The organism is Microbacterium sp. JZ37 (assembly GCF_035188445.1).
GTDB lineage: Bacteria > Actinomycetota > Actinomycetes > Actinomycetales > Microbacteriaceae > Microbacterium > Microbacterium barkeri.
In genome coordinates, this window is sequence record NZ_CP045253.1 from 3,370,366 (window position 1) to 3,386,947 (window position 16,582).

Genomic DNA, 16,582 nt, shown 5'->3' on the forward strand with positions numbered 1-16,582 from the left:
GAGAGATTCTAGGCCGGGCGCCTATGCGATGCTCGGGGCAGCGCTGGGCGCCGACTGAGCATCGCCGGTGCGCAGGGCCCGATCGCGACGCCACGAGATGAGGCGGCACGCGCCCCAGATCGCGAAGGAGATCGTCGTGATGTAGGGGCTCACCGGCAGGGTTCCCGCGATCGCGAGGAGGATGCCGCCGACCGCCGAGACGAATCCGAACAGCGCCGACAGGAGCGGCACGGCGAGCGGACCGTGGCTCACCCGCATCGCCGCCGCCGCGGGCGTCACGAGCAGGGCCATGACGAGCAGGGCGCCGATGATGTGCACGGCGACCGCGACGATGAGGCCCAGCAGCAGCATGAACAGGATGCTCACGCGCCGGGTCGGCACGCCGCGCGCCTCGGCCGACTGCGGGTCGAGGGAGTCGAAGCGCAGCGGATTCCAGATGAGCAGCAGGCCCGCGAAGACGATCGCGCTGATGAGGATGAGCCAGCCGAGGTCGGGGCTCGAGACCGAGACGATCTGGCCCGTGAGCAGGCTGAAGCGATTCGCGCTGCGGCCCTCGTAGAGCGACAGGAAGAGGATGCCGATGCCGAGCCCGAAGGGCATGAGCACTCCGACGACGGAGTTGCGGTCGCGCGCCTTCGCACCGAGGGCGCCGATGATGAGCGCGGCTGCCACGGCGCCGAGCAGCGACCCCATCACGACGCTGCCGCCGAAGAGGAGCGCGGCGGCGGCGCCCGCGAACGACAGCTCGCTCACGCCGTGCACGGCGAACGCCATGTCGCGCTGCATGATGAAGACGCCGATCAGCCCGCCCACGATGCCGAGGGCCGCCGCGGCGATGATCGAGTTCGACACGAGCTGCAGCAGGGCGCCGTAGTCGTCGAACGAGAAGACGTCGCTCCACTCGACGCCGGGCAGGATGCGCGGGCTCATGCGTGCGCCTCCGCGTCATGGTGGGCGTGGTCGTGGTGCTCGTGCGGATGGTGCGGCTCGGCGTCCGGGATCCCCACGACCACGAGGCGGCCGCCCGCGCGCAGCACCTGCACGGGAGCGCCGTAGAGGTCGCTCAGCACCTCGGTGCGGAGCACCTCGTCGGGAGCGCCGAACGTGAAGCGGCCGCCCGCGATGTAGAGGATGCGGTCGACCGAGTCGAGGATCGGGTTCACGTCGTGCGTCACGAACAGCACCGCGGCGCCGTGCTCGGCGCGCTCGCGGTCGATGATCGCCGTCACGGCGCGCTGGTTCGCGAGGTCGAGGCTCGAGAGCGGCTCGTCGCACAGGAGCAGACCCGGCGCGTCGGCGAGCGCCTGCCCCACCCGCAGCCTCTGCTGCTCGCCGCCCGAGAGCGACCCGACCGGATCATCCGCGTACCGCGTCGCGCCGACCGCCTCGAGCAGCGCATCCACGCGCGCGCGGTCGCCGCGCCGCGGGATCGGCAGGCCGAACCGTGAGCCGCTGACGCCGAGCGCGACGAGGTCGCGGGCGCGCAGGCTCGTTCCCGGGGTGAACGGCCGCTGCTGCGGGATGTACCCGATGCGGCGGTTGCCCTTGCGGACGGGCTTGCCCTCGACGCGGATCGAGCCGGCGCTGAGCTGCCGGAGACCGAGGATCGCGCGCAGGAGCGTGGTCTTGCCGGACCCGCTCGGCCCGAGCACGGCGACGAACTCGCCGGGACGGATGGCGAGGTCGAGCCCCGACCACAGCTCGCGTCCGCGCAGGCGGAGGGCGGCTCCGGAGATCTCGAGGACGGGTTCGGGCATGACGGTCAGCCTAGTCCCGGATTGATAATCGTTCTCCGTGAGAGCGGGAACTCCCCCGCCGCGCATCAGCCCTCGAGAGCGTCGCCCAGGGCGGCGATGTTGTCGGCCATCCACTCGACGTACGTCTGCCCCTCCGGGAGCGTCTCGGCGTACTCGACCACCGGGACCCCCGCGGCCTCGGCCGTCTCGATGATCCGCGACGTCTCCGCACCGCCGGTCTGCGCGTTCGCGACGACCACGTCGACCTCGCCGCCCTCGATCGCCTCAGTCGCGGAGAGGAGCGTCGCGGGCGCGACATCCTGCCCCTCCTCGACCGCCTCCGCGAAGCCGTCGGTCGTGACGTCCTCGAGACCGGCCGCCTCGGCGAGGTAGCCGCCGATGGGCTCGGTGAAGAAGACGTGCGAGCCCGCATGCGCGGTGGAGATCTCATCCAGCGACGCCTCGAGCCCCTCGATGTCGGCGACGAGCGCCTCCTCGGCCGCAGCGATGTCGGATGCGGCGTCGGGGAGGAGCTCCTCGAGCTCGCCCGCGAGATCCTCGACGACGTGCGCGATCGTGTGCGGGTCGTACCAGACGTGCTCGTTGAACCCCTCGATGTGGTCGTGGCCCTCGTGAGAGGCGCCCTCCTCCTCCTCAGCGTGGTCGTGCTCCTCCTCCGCCTCCGCGGAGTGGTCGTGGCCGTCGCCCTCCTCATGCCCCTCGTTGCCGGGGTAGGCATGCGAGAACTCGACGGCGGTGAGCACGTGCTCGGTCCCCGCGGCCTCGACGAGCTCCTCCATGAAGTGGTCGTACCCGCCGCCGTTGAGGATGGCGATGTCGGCGCCGTCGACCGCGAGCTGATCGCGCGCGGTGGCCTCGTACGAGTGCGGATCCTGCGTGGGCGAGTCGATGATCGCGGTCACCTCGGCAGCGTCGCCCACGAGCTGCTCGGCGAGCGAGGCGTAGACGCTGGTCGAGGCGACGATCCGGAAGGCGTCGCCGCCGTCGCCCGTCTCACCGCTCGACGCCGTCGCGCAGCCGGCGAGGGCGAGCGCGGGGAGGGCGATGAGGGCGGGCAGGGCGAGGCGGCGATCGATCATGACTCCAGACTAAACGAAATGAGAATCGTTCTCGAATCGGGTCAGCCCTGCCGACCCTTGAAGCGAGGGTTGAGCTTGTTGATGACGTAGACGCGACCCCGACGGCGCACGACCTGCGCCCCCGGCTGATTCTTGAGCGACTTGAGGGATGCGCGGACCTTCATGGCGACCTCCGTTACTGAGAATGGTTCTCACTAAGGTAGCGTGTGCAGACCCGCCTGCCCAACGGAAGGACCACCTCATGCCGCAGATCGACGTCGTCGCCGTGGTCGGCACGTGCCCGCCGGAGCGCCTCCGATACGCGGTCGAGACGGCCGAGCACACGGCGCGCACGGTCATCCCCGCTTCGCGTCTGGCCGTCTCGCTCGACCCCGTCGACGAGGCGATCGCCCTTGCGCCGTGGGTGGAGACGCGTGCGGGCGCCGTGATCGAATTCCCCACGGGCACGCCGACGACCGAGATCATCGGCGAGTTCGCGCATCCGTCGTCGCCCGCCCGCCTCGTCGGCGTCACGTGCGTCGTCGATGCGCCCCACCTGCTCGACGATCTCGGGCGCGACGACTACCTGGCCTATCGAGCGCCCGACGGGGGCAGAACGCTGCGGGCCGCCGCGCTCGCGGCCGTGACGCAGATCGAGTACGCCTCGACCGTCGTCCTCGTGGGCTGGGAGCGCCTCTCGACGCCCGACCTGTCGCTCGCGCTCGCGATCGTGAGCGCACTGAGCCCTCGCTGCCGCCTGCGCCTCCATCCGGCGCCGTCGTCCGCGCCCGAGCTCCGCACCGAGTACGCCGCGGTGCAGGAGCGCCCGGGGTGGATCGCCGTGCTCAACGACGACCATGCACCGCACATGACCGACGCGCGCGTGAGCGCGCTGCGCTACGAGGCGCTGCGCCCGTTCCACCCCGGTCGTCTCGCGGCCCTGCTCGACGGCCCCGTCGAAGCGGGCGCCTTCGGGACGGTGCTCCGCTCGGCCGGCTTCTGCCGCCTCGCGACGCGGCCGCACGTCACGGCGCACTGGGAGCACGTCGGGCGGATGCTGTCGTTCCAGCCCCTCGCGACCGACGACGACCTGGGCGTCGATGACGAGCTGCTCGCCGCCGGGCAGGACCTCGCGTTCATCGGCCTCGACCTCGATCGCGCCGGACTCGTGGCCGCCCTCGACGCGGCGTGCCTCACCGACGACGAGTTCGCCGCCGGCCCCGAGGCGTGGGCCGGCCTGCCCGACCCGTTCCCCGCGTGGGAGGGTGCCGGCGCGGACTGACCCCGCCGCCGTCAGTCGAGCAGGAGCGCCGGCTCCTCGAGCACCGACGCGATGTCGGCGATGAACCGGCTGATCTTGTCGCCGTCGATGATGCGGTGGTCGAACGACCCCGACACGGTCGTCACCCAGCGCGGGCGCACCTCGCCGTCGACGACCCACGGCTTCTGGCGGATGGCCCCCATCGCGATGATGCCGGCCTCGCCCGGGTTGATGATCGGCGTGCCGGCGTCCATCCCGAACACCCCGATGTTCGTGATCGTGATCGTGCCGTCGCGCTGGTCCTCGGGCGTCGTCTTGCCCTCGCGCGCCGTGACGGTGAGCCGCTCGAGCGCCTTCGCGAGGTCGCGCATCGACATGCTCTGCGCGTCCTTGATGTTCGGCACGAGCAGGCCGCGCGGGGTCGCGGCGGCGATGCCGAGGTTGACGTAGTGGCGCACGTGGATCTTCGCGCCGTCCTCCTCCTCGACCCACGCCGCGTTGATCATGGGCGTGCGGCGCACCGCCCAGATGACGGCGCGCGCCATGATGAGCAGCGGGGAGACCTTGACGTCGGCGAAGTCGGGCGACGCCTTCAGCCGCTTGACGTACTCCATCGTCCGGCTCGCGTCGACGTCGGTCCACACCGACACGTGCGGCGCCGAGTACGCGGATCCGACCATGGCGTTCGCGGTCGCCTTGCGGACGCCCTTGACCGGGATCGACTCGACGCGGGAGGGATCGGATGTCCAGGGCTGGGCCTCGGGGGCCGCGGGCTCGGCCACGGGGATCTTCTCCTCGCGGACGGGCGACCACTCGGGCGTGGAGATGTTCCGGAACACCGACGCCTGCTCGGCGTGGCGCACGACGTCGTCGCGCGTCACCTCGCCGGACGGGCCCGTGGCGCGCACCTCCGACAGATCGACGCCGAGGTCGCGTGCGAGCTTGCGCACGGGCGGCTTCGCGAGCACGCCGGCGGGCTTCGCGGGCGGTGTCTCGGGGCGCTTGCGGCGTCGGCGCGTCGACGCCTCGCCCCCCGATCCGTACCCGACGAGGACCGAGCCGCCGCCCTCCTTCGCGGCAGCGCCATCCGCCGCCCCTCGGGGCTCCTCGGGGGCCGCGTCGTCGGCCTCCGCGATCGTGATGATGGCGGTTCCGACGTCGACCGTCTCGCCCTCCGACACGAGGAGCTCGCCGACGACCCCCGCGTAGGGCGAGGGCAGCTCGACGACCGACTTCGCCGTCTCGATGTCGGCGACGACGTCGTTGACCTGGAGCGCGTCGCCGGGCTTGACGCGCCACGCGACGAGCTCGGCCTCGGTCAGGCCCTCGCCGACGTCGGGGAGGTGGAAGGTCTGCATCCGTCGATCCTCTCAGTACGCGAGCGCGCGGTCCACGGCTTCGAGCACGCGGTCGGCGTCGGGCAGGAAGGCGCCCTCGAGCTTGGCGGGCGGGAAGGGGACGTCGAATCCCGAGACGCGCAGCACGGGCGCCTCGAGCGAGTAGAAGGCGCGCTCCGCGACGGTCGCCGCGATCTCGCTGCCGAGGCTCGTGAACTGCGGCGCCTCCTGCGCGTAGACCATGCGGCCGGTCGCGCTCACGGAGTCGATGATCGGCCCGTAGTCGACGGGCGAGAGCGAGCGCAGGTCGACGACCTCGCAGCTCGTGCCCTCCGCCTCGGCGAGCGCGGCGGCCTGCAGGAGCGTCGTGACCATCGCGCCGTGGCCGACCAGCGTCACGTCGGTGCCGCGCCGCACGATCCGGCTCGCGTGCAGGGGCGCGGGCCGCTCGCTGCGGTCGACCTCGCCCTTGGGCCAGTAGCGGCTCTTCGGCTCCATGAAGATCACGGGGTCGTTCGAGCGGATGGCGTCCTGGATCATCCAGTAGGCGTCGTTCGGCGTCGAGGGGCTCACGACCCGCAGACCCGGGGTGTGCGTGAAGTACGCCTCGGGGCTCTCCTGGTGGTGCTCGATGGCCCCGATGTGACCGCCGTACGGGATGCGGATGACGACGGGCAGCGACAGGGCGCCCTCGTGCCGGTTCGTGAGCTTCGCGAGCTGCGTCGTGATCTGGTCGAACGCCGGGAACACGAAGCCGTCGAACTGGATCTCGACGACGGGGCGGAAGCCGTTCATCGCGAGGCCGATCGCGGTGCCGACGATGCCCGACTCGGCAAGCGGGGTGTCGAGGACGCGCTGCTCGCCGAACTCCGCGAGCAGGCCCTCGGTGATGCGGAACACGCCGCCGAGGCGGCCGATGTCCTCGCCCATCATGAGCACGCGCGGGTCGTCGGCCATCGCCTGGCGCAGGCCGGCGTTGAGGGCCTTCGCGAAGGTCAGGGTCTCGAGGGTCATGCGCGTCCCTCCTCGAACGAGGCCTCGTAGTCGGCGAGCCAGCGGCTCTGCTCGTCCATGAGGGGGTGCGGATCGGCGTAGACGTGCGCGAACATGTCGGCGGGCACGGGCGCCGGCAGCTCGACCGTGCGCTTGCGCACGTCGGCGGCGAGGTCGGCGCCCTCGGCATCGACCTCGGCGAAGAAGGCCTCGGATGCCCCGCGCGCGAGGAGGTACGCGCGCATGCGGGCGATCGGGTCGCGCTGCGCCCAGGCGGCCTCCTCGTCCTCCGTGCGGTACTTCGTGGGGTCGTCGCTCGTCGTGTGCGCGCCGCGGCGGTAGGTGACCGCCTCGATCGCACGCGGTCCGGGCGTCGAGCGCGCCTCGTCGAGCGCCACGCGCGTCGCGGCATAGCTCGCGAGCACGTCGTTGCCGTCGATCCGGACCGATCCGATGCCGTAGCCGGCCGCGCGCGCGGCGAACGGCGCGCTGGCCTGGGTCGCGACCGGAACCGAGATCGCCCACTGGTTGTTCTGCAGGAAGAAGACGGTCGGGCTCTTGTACGAGGCGGCGAACACCATCGCCTCGTGCACGTCGCCCTCGCTCGATGCGCCGTCGCCGTAGTAGACGATCACGGCCTCGTCCTTCTCGGGGTCGCCCGATCCGGTCTTGCCGTCGAAGTTCAGGCCCATCCCGAAGCCGGTCGCGTGCAGCGTCTGCGAGCCGAGCACGAGCGTGTAGATGTGCGTGTTGCCGTTGCGCTCCTCCCACGGGTTCCACCCGCCGTGCGTGAGGCCGCGCATGAGCTTGATGATGTCGATCGGGTCGACGCCGCGGATGCGCGCGACGACGTGCTCGCGATACGACGGGAAGACGTGGTCATGGGGGCGCGTCGCGCGCGCGGACCCGACCTGTGCGGCCTCCTGCCCGAACGACGGCGGCCACAGGGCGAGCTGCCCCTGGCGCTGCAGGAGCGTCGCCTGCTGGTCGAACGCGCGGATGACGGCCATGTCGCGGTAGAACTGCTCGAGATCGGCGTCGCCGAGCGCTTCGATCACGGGCAGGTACCGCTCCGCCGCGGGGGACGGCGCGAAGGTCCCGTCCGGGGCCAGGACGCGAACCGTCTCCGGGTCGGTCAGGAAGTCTGACGAAGTCACTTCTCCACGCTAATCGCCCTGCGGCGGTCGGGCGGGGGAACACGGCGGACAACGGATCGCCGATTTCGTGGTCCGCACCCCACAGTCGTATGCGCCGCGGCGGATGCGCGGACGATCAGGAGGCCGGCGCGACGGCCGCGGCGACCTCGAGGATGCGCTCGACGGCCTCGGGCTCGCCGACCGAGATCCGGATGCCCTCGGGGAACGGCCGCACGATGATGCCGGCCTCCTCGAACGCGTCTGCGATCGCCTGATCCGCTCCGTCCAGCCACACGAAGTTCCCCTCGGCGGCCGGCACGCGCCATCCGAGCTCGCGCAGTCGCGCGGCGAGATCGTCGCGCCGGGCGACGATCTCGGCGACGCGCGCCTCGAGCTCGTCGGCCGCGTCGAGGCTCGCGAGCGCCGCCTCCTCGGCGTGCGCGGTCACCGACAGCGGGATGGCCGTGCTGCGGGCCGCGTCGAGCACGCGCGGGTGCCCGATCGCGTAGCCGACGCGGAGCGCCGCGAGCCCGTAGGCCTTCGAGAAGGTGCGGAGGACGACGACGTTCGGGTGCGCTTCGAAGACGCGCTCGGCGAGCCCGTCGACGCGCGCCGCGTCGGTCACGAACTCGGCGTAGGCCTCGTCGAGGAGCACGAGGACGTCGGCGGGGACCCGCGCGATGAACGCCGCGAACTCGGCCGCCGTGATGATCGGCCCGGTGGGGTTGTTCGGCGTGCAGAGCAGGATGACGCGCGTGCGATCGGTGACGGCGGCCGCCATCGCGTCGAGATCGTGGCGCCCGTCGGGCAGCAGCGGCACCTGCACGCCCGTCGCGCCCGCGACGAGGACGAGGCTCGGGTACGCCTCGAACGATCGCCACGCGTAGACGACCTCGTCGCCCGCCCCCGCGGCGGCCTGGATGAACGCGGCGAGCAGCGACACGCTGCCCGCCCCGACGATGACGCCGTCGGCCGTGACGCCGCAGCGCTCGGCCAGCTTCTCGCGCAGGCGGGCGGCCGTGGCGTCGGGGTAGCGGTTCAGCGCCGACGCCCCGCGGACGGCCTCGACGACGCTCGGAAGGGGGTCGAACGGGTTCTCGTTGCTCGAGACCTTGAACCCGCCGACGCCCGCGGCCTTGCCCTGGCGATACGGCGGGAGGGCCGCGATCTCGGGACGGATGCGCGGGAGGACGGGCTCTGGCGTGGTCACGGGTCGATTCTAGGGACCGCCGCCGGATGGCCAGCGCGGATGCAGACGGCGGTGGAAGACTGCGGGCATGCGCTTCGTCATCCGCGTCGTCGTCAACGCGTTCGCGATCTGGATCGTGAGCCTCATCCCGTTCCTGCATGTCACCGTGACGCCGTTCGCGCCGGGCGGCGACCTGCAGCTCGTGCTCACGCTGCTCGCGATCGCGGCGGTGTTCGCGATCGTGAACACGATCGTGGGCACGGCGATCAAGATCGTCGCCTTCCCGCTGTTCATCCTGACGCTGGGCCTCATCTCCCTCCTGCTCAACGGCGTGCTGCTGTGGGTCACGGCCTGGGTGATGTCGTCGTGGGGATGGGGTCTCGGCCTCGACGGGTTCTGGCCGGCCGTGCTCGCCGGCATCCTCATCAGCATCATCAACTGGCTGTTCGGCGTCATCCTGCGCCCGCAGCAGAAGCGCGCCCGCTGACGCGGGTCAGAACGCACCGCCTCCCTCCCGCGCCGACCGCTCGGGCGACTTCTCGGGCCGGAAGTCGAACACCTCGACGGTCGGCGCCTCCTGCAGGTGCGCGAGGCGCTCGCCGAGCGCGGCGACCCTCGGATCCCCCGAGGCGTCGAACGAGCGCATCGTCTCGATGTACGCCTCGAGCCGATGCGCGGGGATCGCGACGTCGAAGGGCGTGCTCGCCGGGTCGAGCGTGCGCTCGATGAGCACGCTCCGGTCGGAGCCGGGCGCATGCGGCGCCCCGCCGCCCACGAGCAGCGGGAACGGGTCGTCGTCGTGGCGCACCGTGACCACGACCGTGTCGGAGCGGGTGTCGAGCTCCATGGGCGCACCGAGGGTCACGAGCGTCTGCACGTCGTAGCGCCCCTCGGCCGCCAGCCAGCCCGCGATCATGCCGCCCTGCGAGAACCCGGCCGCGTGCAGCACGTCGCCCGGCTGCGCCCCCGCCTCCTCGAGGGCGCGCTCGACGGCCTCGTACGCCTGCGACCGCTCGCCGCTGTAGAGGCGCACGTTCGAGTCCCAGTCGAGCACCGTGCCGCTCTCGCCCTGCGTGCCCGCGACGTACACGGCGAACTCGCGTCGGCCATCCGCGAGCGTGTACCGCTCGACGCGGATCGTCGCGTCATCGCCGTCGGGCACGCGGGAAGCGAGATCGCCGAACGACAGCGGAGCGCGCCCCGGCTCCCCGCGTGCCCCCGGCCGCATCACCGGCTCGGGGGCGCGCCCGCGCAGGGAGGTGCCGTCGGGGATCCGCCCCGTGCGCGCGCGGCGCAGCCCCTGGATGATGAACGGCACGGGCGCGAACATGAGCGGAGCCGAGAGGCCGAACATCCCGAGCAGCCAGCCAGGGCCGCGGTCGATCTGCCGCAGGAACTCGCCGCCATGCTCGGCGCGCCACGCGCTCAGCAGGCGCTCCGCCTCCTCACCCGCACCGGGGCTCCGCTGCTCGAGCTGCTCCTGGCGCATCCGCAGGAGCTCGGCGAGCGGACCTCGCGCGTCTGCGTCCTGCTGCTCCATGAGCGCGCGCGCCTGCAGCTCGACCATCTCGTAGGTGTCGGCGGCGAAGCGCATCGCCCGCGCGATGTCTCCGGCGGATGCCGCGTCCACCGCGACGGTCGAGGCACACGCGTGCAGCCCCTCGACCGCCGCGAGCACGTCGCCGAGCAGGCGCGCGACGCCGCCGATCTCGCGCGCGAGGTCGCCCAGCCGAGCGGCGTCGCCATCCAGCTGCGCCGCGAGGGTGCGCAGCTCCGAGGGATCGACGGCCACGGCGCCGCCCGAGCCGACGTCGATCATGCCGCGGGGAAGAGCACCGTCGCCGCGGCGGACGGCAGCGCCCGCGCCTCGGCCTCGCACCGGAACGCCGCGCTGTGCAGGGCGGTGAGGAGGTCCCTGGCGGACGCGCGGAACCGGTCGGCCGCCTCCGACCGCCATGTCGTGAGCAGCGACACGGCCTCGACCGAGGCCGCCACCTCGCGCAGCTCGCCGGCGATCTCGTCCATCCTGCGCTGGGCGATCTCGATCATCGCGGCCAGCTCGTCTTGCGTCATCATGCGTCCAGGATCGTGCGGACGGCGGCCCGGGAAGACGACGGAGCGGGCGCGTGGATGGCCCGCGCGCGTGTCGCCCGCCTGTGCACGCGGTGAGGGGCCGCGATGCCGCGCTGAGTATGATCGGGAGGGCCAGCCACGCCGCTGTCCCGCCGCTCCCTTCCGCCATCCGCACGCGAGCGCGCGCCAGCCCGTCACCGGAGGCTCATCGTGACCGCATTCCCCACCCAGCCCCTGAGCCCGCTCGACGGCCGCTACCAGGGCGTCGTCTCGCCGCTCGGCGACTACCTGTCGGAGGCGGGCCTCAACCGAGCCCGCGTCGAGGTCGAGGTCGAGTGGATCATCGCCCTCACCGACAACGCCCTCTTCGGCACCGCGCCGCTGTCGGGCGAGGACAAGGACCGGCTGCGGGCCCTCTACCTCACCTTCGGCCAGGCCGAGATCGACTGGCTCGCCGAGCGCGAGGCCGTCACGCGCCACGACGTCAAGGCCGTCGAGTACCTCGTGCGCGACCGCCTGTCCGAGCTCGGCCTCGACGCGATCGCCGAGCTCACGCACTTCGGCTGCACGAGCGAGGACATCAACTCCCTCTCGTACGCCCTCACGGTGAAGCGCGCCGTCATCGGCGTCTGGCTGCCGGCCCTGCGCGCGGTCGTCGAGCGCCTGCGCGCACTCGCCCACGAGCACGCCGACGCGCCCATGCTCTCGCGCACGCACGGACAGCCCGCGACGCCGACCACCATGGGCAAGGAGCTGGGCGTCTTCGTGTGGCGCCTCGAGCGGGTCATCCGGCAGATCGAGGGCACCGAGTACCTCGGCAAGTTCTCGGGTGCGACCGGCACGTGGTCGGCCCACCTCGCGGCCGACCCGCAGGTGGCCTGGCCGAACCTCGCGCGCGACTTCGTCGAGTCGCTCGGCCTCACGTTCAACCCGGTCACGACGCAGATCGAGTCGCACGACTGGCAGGTCGAGCTGTACGACCGCGCGAAGCACGCCGGCGGCATCCTGCACAACCTCGCGAGCGACATCTGGACGTACATCTCGCTCGGCTACTTCGCGCAGATCCCCGTCGCGGGCGCGACCGGATCGTCGACCATGCCGCACAAGATCAACCCGATCCGCTTCGAGAACGCCGAGGCGAACCTCGAGATCGCGGGCGGCATCTTCACGACGCTCGCGCAGACGCTCGTCACGTCGCGCCTGCAGCGCGACCTCACCGACTCCACGACGCAGCGCAACATCGGCGTCGCGTTCGGGCACTCGCTGCTCGCGCTCGACAACCTGCGCCGGGGTCTCGGCGAGATCTCGCTCTCGCGCGACGTGCTCCTCGCCGACCTCGACGTCAACTGGGAGGTTCTCGGCGAGGCCATCCAGACCGTCGTGCGCGCCGAGGTCGTCGCGGGCCGCTCGCAGATCAGCGACCCCTACGCGCTCCTCAAGGAGCTCACGCGCGGTCGCCGCGTCGGCGCGGCCGAGCTGGCCGAGTTCGTGAAGGGCCTCGACATCGGCGACGAGGCGAAGCAGCGCCTGCTCGCGCTCACGCCCGCGACCTACTCGGGCCTGGCCGAGCAGCTCACGCGCACCTACCTCTGAGCCGGGTCCGGCCATCCGTCGTCGGCGGATGGCCGCAGCGCCCGCGCGGGATCAGGACGATCGCGCCGCGACAGGACCGATCGGCCCCTGCCGTCCTGCTCTCGGCGGATTCTCCTGCGCTCGCACGCCGGGGAACCCCATGCCGCGACGCGTGCCCGCGACGATGTCGGCCACGTTCGCGCGGAAGTTCGGGCACGTCGAGATGTCGTGCGCGCGGCACTCGAGCGCGTGCAGCGCCATCGCGCGCGCCCGCTCGAGCGCGGCCATGCTCTCGTCGATCTCGGCGAGGTGGCGCTCGAGGATCTCATGCCGCCCGGCCGCGCCCGTGTCGACGAGCGCGCGGATCTGATCGAGGCTCATCCCGGCGGCCTTGCTCGCGATGATGACCGCGACGCGATACGCGTCGGCCTCGCCGTAGCGGCGCCGCCCCGCGCCGTCGCGCTCGGGCGCGAGGAGCCCGCGGTCCTCCCAGTGGCGCAGCACGTGCGTCGCCAGCCCGAATCGCTCCGCCAGCTCGCCGACCGTCCACGCACTTGACTTCATGTCGACATGAAGTCACACACTGGCCTCCTCCCGCAACCCGCACCATCCGGAAGGAGCCGCACATGCACGACGTCGCGATCATCGGAGGAGGCCCGGCCGGCCTCCAGGCCGCCCTCACACTGGGCCGGATGCACCGCTCGGCCGCGCTCATCGACTCGGGCGTCTACCGCAACGCCCCCACGAGCGCGATGCACAACATCGTCACGAACGACGGACGCCCGCCCGCCGCGTTCCGGGCCACGGCACGCGAGGAGATCGCCGCCTACCCGACGATCACGCCGGTCGAGGGGAAGGTCGTGTCGATCACGGGCGACCTCGGAGCGTTCGCCCTCGAGCTCGAGAACGGCGATCGCATCGATGCCGGCCGCGTGATCCTCGCGACGGGCGTGGCCGACGCCCTGCCGGCCATCCCGGGCCTCGCCGATGCGTTCGGCGACGCCGTCGCGCACTGCCCGTTCTGCCATGGGCACGAGTTCGCGGGCGGACGCGTCGGCATCATCGGGGCCGGCGAGCACACGCCGCGCCTCGTCGCCATGCTCGCTCCGATCGCCGCCGAGACGGTGGTCCTGCCCGGTGACGAGCCCGTCGCCCCGGAGGTGGCCGGCGTGCTCGCGCGGCTCGGCGCCGCCATCCGCTCGGGCCGGATCGCCGAGATCGCGCAGGAGGGCGCCGGCGTCGCCGCGCGGTTCTCGGATGGCTCGAGCGAGCGCTTCGCGGGGATGTTCACGTCGACCGCGTGGCGGCAGGCCGCGCCGTTCGCCGCGGACCTCGGGCTCGCCATGAGCGACGGCGGAGCGATCGTCGTCGACGGCTTCGGCCGCACGAGCCGCGCGGGCGTGTACGCCGCCGGCGACATCGCGCAGCCACCGGGCCTGCCGATGCCGCTGCACGCGGTCGCGGCCGCTGTCGCGTCGGGGCAGCTCGCCGGCGCCGCGTGCGTGCAGGATCTCGTGGCGGAGGCGCTGGGGATGTAGTCGCGGGCTCAGTCGCCGACGGCGCTCTCGAGCGCGGGGTGCAGGTGCCGCGATCCGATCGCGATGCGGGCCTGCTCGGCGGCGGCGCGCAGGGCATCGTCCACCGCCGCCCCGCGCGCCGTCGCCGCGAGGAAGCCCGCCATGAAGGCGTCGCCCGCGCCGTTCGTGTCGACCACGGTCGCGGGTGCGGCCGCGACCTCGAACCGCTCGCCCGACGCCGACAGGGCCACCGCGCCCTCCGCTCCGCGCGTGCAGACGGCCAGGCGCGGGCCGCGGTCGAGGCACGACCGCATGAGCGCCCAGGGGTCGTCGGTGCGGTCGTCGTTCATGAAGACGACGTCGGCCGCGCGGACGAACGGCTCGTGAAAGGCCGATGAGCCGTCGTAGTCGTGCAGGTCGATCCACAGCGGGGTCGCGGGCGAGCGCTCGACGAGCAGCATCCCGAGCTCGCTCAGGTCGACGATGGCGATGTCGGCCTCCGCCACGGCGAGCGCGGCCGCGTCGACATCCGCCGACGACGGCGTGGTGGGCGTCGAGACGTACAGCGATACGCGCGCGCCGGCGTCGGTCATGAGGTTGACGTGGCGCTCGGTGCGCTCCGACGCGACCCGGTCGACCGTGACCCCTGCCGCCTCGAGCGCCGCGAGAAGACGCGCGCCGTCGGCGTCGTCGCCGGCGGGCGTCCGCAGGCGCACGTCGACGCCCAGGTCGGCGAGGTGCAGCGCCTTGCCGGCCGATGTGCCGCCCGCCGTGTGCCAGGCGCGCTCGGCGAACTGCATGTGCGGAACGGGCTCGGGGAGCCGGTCGAGCACGATCAGATGGTTCCAGGCGGAGGGGCCGCACACGACGACGCGAGGAGAGGGCATGCCCCCATCCAACCGGATGGCGGGTCAGTCCTCCTCGGTCGAGTTCCGCAGCGCCTCGTCGTCGAGGAGCGGCAGGTCGGCGCGCGTCACGAGCTGCGACGACACCGCGTACTCGACGAGGCGCGCGCGGCGATTCGTCGCGAGCTTGCCGGGGCCTCCGCGCAGGCCCTGCACGCCCATCCGGTCGAGCTTGTCGCAGACGTTGTCGAGCTTGCGGTTGAACTTGCTCATCGTCCACCCGAGCCGCGCGGCCGCGGCGCTCGACGACGGCAGCTCGCTCACGCTCACGCCCTCGCGACGCAGCATGGGCTCGGCGAGCGCGACGATGAGCACGCGCTGGAGGGGCGTGAAGCTCACCGGCATCACGGTCGTCTCGCCGCTCATCGACGTCTGCACCTGACTCGAGACGGCGTAGTGGGCCTCTTCCGTGTGCAGCCCGATCTCGTACGTCGTGGGGCCGGCGGTGAAGACGATCACGCTCTGCGCGAAGACGACGGGCATGCGGGCGCCGGGCGAGAGCCACGACTGCACCGCTCCGCCCGCGCTCGAGACGGTCGCCGCGAGGCGCGACCCGACGTTCGCGAGCCACCAGAGGCCGTCGTTGAACGACAGCTCGAGGAAGTGCCGGTGGAGGTACTGGTTGTCGTCGACCTCGAGGTCGCCCTCGCGCCCGATCGAGAAGCGCGCTCTCGGGCTCACCGTGAACCACTCGCCGGCGAACTCGACGCGGAGCGGGCGCTCGGCCCCCGGGACGGTGTCGGTGGGAGCGCTGTCGGGCGCGCTCATGAGGTTGTCAGACATGGAGGACCTCCATCGTGCGATCGCCGAAGCGGATGCGGTCGCCTGGGCGGATCGGAACAGGGACACCGACGGCGACAGGGTACTCGACGCCGGTTCGGATGACGCGCGTGCCGTTGCCGGAACCGCGATCGAGGACCGCCATCCCTTCGGCCCGCACGTCGAGGGCGAAATGGGTCTTGGACACCGAGCGCGCATCGTCGCGGACGGGCAGCGCGTAGGCGACGCGCTCGTCGGGCTCGGGTGCGGGCATCCGGCCGACGAGGCAGAGCCCCGAGACGAGGTACTCCTCGCCCGTGTCGAGGCGCACGCGCGCCTGTGCCGATGCGGATGGCGCGGGCTCGGCCGGCGCGGACGGCACGGGCTCGGCGGATGGCGCCGACGCGGGCGATGGCGACGGCGCGGCAGCGGATGGCGTTGGCGCCACGTCGACGCGCGCCCTGGCCCGGCCGCGCGCGGCCTCGAACGCGATCGGGTCGGTCGGGTCGACCGCGCGCAGGTCGATGAGCCACGCGCGCGCCGCATGATCGTGCCAGCCGCGGCGGCGTCCCTCGCGATCCCACAGCGGCGACAGCAGCACGACGGCGGTTCCCACCACGGGCACGACGCCCGCGGCGACGGGGATGCCGGCCTTGAGGACCGCGCGCCAGAATCCGATCGGACGGAGCGTGTCGGCGCGGACGGTGCGCAGCTGCAGCAGCTGCTTGCCGAACGTCTGACCGCGCGAACCGTGCGAGGCGAGCTGCACGAGCCCGTAGACGACGAGGAGGAGCGCACCCGTCGCGGCGATGAGGATCCAGAGGAGCTCGCCCGAGAGGATGGCGCGGGGAGCGAGCGCGACCGGCGCCGCGAACACGGCGGCCGGGAGGGCGTCGATCGCCGCCGCGCCGATGCGGCGCCCGAGCGGCGCGGCACGGAGGCCGAGCTGAGCGGCGCGGTCGACGCTCACGGGGGTCGGCTCCGGCGCCGCCTCCCGTGCGTCGATGATCGCCCAGCCGCTCATG

At 72.6% G+C, this 16,582-nt stretch carries 18 protein-coding genes; 4 read left to right on the forward strand and 14 right to left on the reverse strand.

All coding sequences use genetic code 11. The features are described 5' to 3' along the window. Positions 1 to 21: 21 nt before the first annotated feature. The 4 genes from GC092_RS15565 to ykgO all read right to left on the reverse strand — a co-directional run bounded on the left by GC092_RS15565 (position 22) and on the right by ykgO (position 3,000). Positions 22 to 930, reverse strand: coding sequence for a metal ABC transporter permease (locus tag GC092_RS15565; protein ID WP_324013162.1), 909 nt, complete (start codon positions 928 to 930; stop codon positions 22 to 24). After that, entirely contained in the window at positions 927 to 1,757 is an 831-nt protein-coding gene (locus GC092_RS15570) for a metal ABC transporter ATP-binding protein (protein ID WP_271172637.1), read from the reverse strand. Before GC092_RS15570 ends, GC092_RS15565 begins: the two co-directional genes overlap by 4 nt. Positions 1,758 to 1,822: 65 nt before the next feature. Continuing rightward, on the reverse strand, positions 1,823 to 2,836 hold the full coding sequence (locus GC092_RS15575; RefSeq protein WP_324013165.1) for a metal ABC transporter solute-binding protein, Zn/Mn family: 1,014 nt from the start codon (positions 2,834 to 2,836) through the stop codon (positions 1,823 to 1,825). A 41-nt stretch (positions 2,837 to 2,877) separates the two neighbouring features. Continuing rightward, complete coding sequence (gene ykgO / locus GC092_RS15580; protein ID WP_067949122.1) at positions 2,878 to 3,000, reverse strand: type B 50S ribosomal protein L36; 123 nt, start codon at positions 2,998 to 3,000, stop codon at positions 2,878 to 2,880. 77 nt (positions 3,001 to 3,077) lie between these two features. Between ykgO and GC092_RS15585 the strand changes: the two genes are divergently transcribed. Further along, positions 3,078 to 4,097: a GTP-binding protein gene (locus tag GC092_RS15585; RefSeq protein ID WP_324013170.1), complete on the forward strand. Its 1,020-nt coding sequence runs from the start codon at positions 3,078 to 3,080 to the stop codon at positions 4,095 to 4,097. Between the two features lie 11 nt (positions 4,098 to 4,108). Here the strand turns inward: GC092_RS15585 and GC092_RS15590 are convergent, their stop codons facing one another. The 4 genes from GC092_RS15590 to GC092_RS15605 all read right to left on the reverse strand — a co-directional run bounded on the left by GC092_RS15590 (position 4,109) and on the right by GC092_RS15605 (position 8,752). Further along, complete coding sequence (locus tag GC092_RS15590; RefSeq protein WP_324013171.1) at positions 4,109 to 5,434, reverse strand: dihydrolipoamide acetyltransferase family protein; 1,326 nt, start codon at positions 5,432 to 5,434, stop codon at positions 4,109 to 4,111. Between the two features lie 12 nt (positions 5,435 to 5,446). Further along, on the reverse strand, positions 5,447 to 6,427 hold the full coding sequence (locus GC092_RS15595; protein ID WP_271172633.1) for an alpha-ketoacid dehydrogenase subunit beta: 981 nt from the start codon (positions 6,425 to 6,427) through the stop codon (positions 5,447 to 5,449). Further along, complete coding sequence (locus GC092_RS15600) at positions 6,424 to 7,563, reverse strand: thiamine pyrophosphate-dependent enzyme (RefSeq protein WP_282978471.1); 1,140 nt, start codon at positions 7,561 to 7,563, stop codon at positions 6,424 to 6,426. The genes GC092_RS15595 and GC092_RS15600 overlap by 4 nt, the downstream gene beginning before the upstream one ends. A gap of 115 nt (positions 7,564 to 7,678) precedes the next feature. Then, positions 7,679 to 8,752, reverse strand: a complete 1,074-nt coding sequence (locus GC092_RS15605; RefSeq protein ID WP_324013174.1) for a histidinol-phosphate transaminase — start codon at positions 8,750 to 8,752, stop codon at positions 7,679 to 7,681. A 67-nt stretch (positions 8,753 to 8,819) separates the two neighbouring features. Here GC092_RS15605 and GC092_RS15610 point away from each other — a divergent pair, with 67 nt between their 5' ends. Continuing rightward, entirely contained in the window at positions 8,820 to 9,218 is a 399-nt protein-coding gene (locus tag GC092_RS15610) for a phage holin family protein (RefSeq protein ID WP_271172630.1), read from the forward strand. A 6-nt stretch (positions 9,219 to 9,224) separates the two neighbouring features. On the opposite strand, the gene GC092_RS15615 is transcribed toward GC092_RS15610, so the two are convergent. After that, on the reverse strand, positions 9,225 to 10,550 hold the full coding sequence (locus GC092_RS15615) for a hypothetical protein (RefSeq protein ID WP_324013177.1): 1,326 nt from the start codon (positions 10,548 to 10,550) through the stop codon (positions 9,225 to 9,227). Continuing rightward, entirely contained in the window at positions 10,547 to 10,807 is a 261-nt protein-coding gene (locus GC092_RS15620; RefSeq protein ID WP_324013179.1) for a hypothetical protein, read from the reverse strand. Before GC092_RS15620 ends, GC092_RS15615 begins: the two co-directional genes overlap by 4 nt. A gap of 207 nt (positions 10,808 to 11,014) precedes the next feature. Between GC092_RS15620 and purB the strand changes: the two genes are divergently transcribed. Continuing rightward, positions 11,015 to 12,397, forward strand: a complete 1,383-nt coding sequence (gene purB / locus GC092_RS15625) for an adenylosuccinate lyase (RefSeq protein WP_271172627.1) — start codon at positions 11,015 to 11,017, stop codon at positions 12,395 to 12,397. Between the two features lie 51 nt (positions 12,398 to 12,448). On the opposite strand, the gene GC092_RS15630 is transcribed toward purB, so the two are convergent. Continuing rightward, positions 12,449 to 12,940 carry a MerR family transcriptional regulator gene (locus GC092_RS15630; protein ID WP_324013181.1) on the reverse strand — a complete coding sequence of 164 codons (492 nt, stop codon included), beginning with the start codon at positions 12,938 to 12,940 and terminating at the stop codon, positions 12,449 to 12,451. Between the two features lie 62 nt (positions 12,941 to 13,002). Between GC092_RS15630 and GC092_RS15635 the strand changes: the two genes are divergently transcribed. Then, positions 13,003 to 13,914 carry an NAD(P)/FAD-dependent oxidoreductase gene (locus tag GC092_RS15635; RefSeq protein WP_324013182.1) on the forward strand — a complete coding sequence of 304 codons (912 nt, stop codon included), beginning with the start codon at positions 13,003 to 13,005 and terminating at the stop codon, positions 13,912 to 13,914. An 8-nt stretch (positions 13,915 to 13,922) separates the two neighbouring features. Here the strand turns inward: GC092_RS15635 and GC092_RS15640 are convergent, their stop codons facing one another. The 3 genes from GC092_RS15640 to GC092_RS15650 are packed head-to-tail and all read right to left on the reverse strand — an operon-like array spanning position 13,923 to position 16,581. Continuing rightward, positions 13,923 to 14,780, reverse strand: a complete 858-nt coding sequence (locus GC092_RS15640) for a carbohydrate kinase family protein (RefSeq protein WP_324013184.1) — start codon at positions 14,778 to 14,780, stop codon at positions 13,923 to 13,925. A 24-nt stretch (positions 14,781 to 14,804) separates the two neighbouring features. Continuing rightward, a complete protein-coding gene (locus tag GC092_RS15645) occupies positions 14,805 to 15,566 on the reverse strand; it encodes an FHA domain-containing protein (RefSeq protein WP_271172683.1) in 762 nt (253 codons plus the stop codon). A 7-nt stretch (positions 15,567 to 15,573) separates the two neighbouring features. Beyond that, positions 15,574 to 16,581: an RDD family protein gene (locus GC092_RS15650; protein ID WP_324013185.1), complete on the reverse strand. Its 1,008-nt coding sequence runs from the start codon at positions 16,579 to 16,581 to the stop codon at positions 15,574 to 15,576. Position 16,582 lies beyond the last annotated feature (1 nt).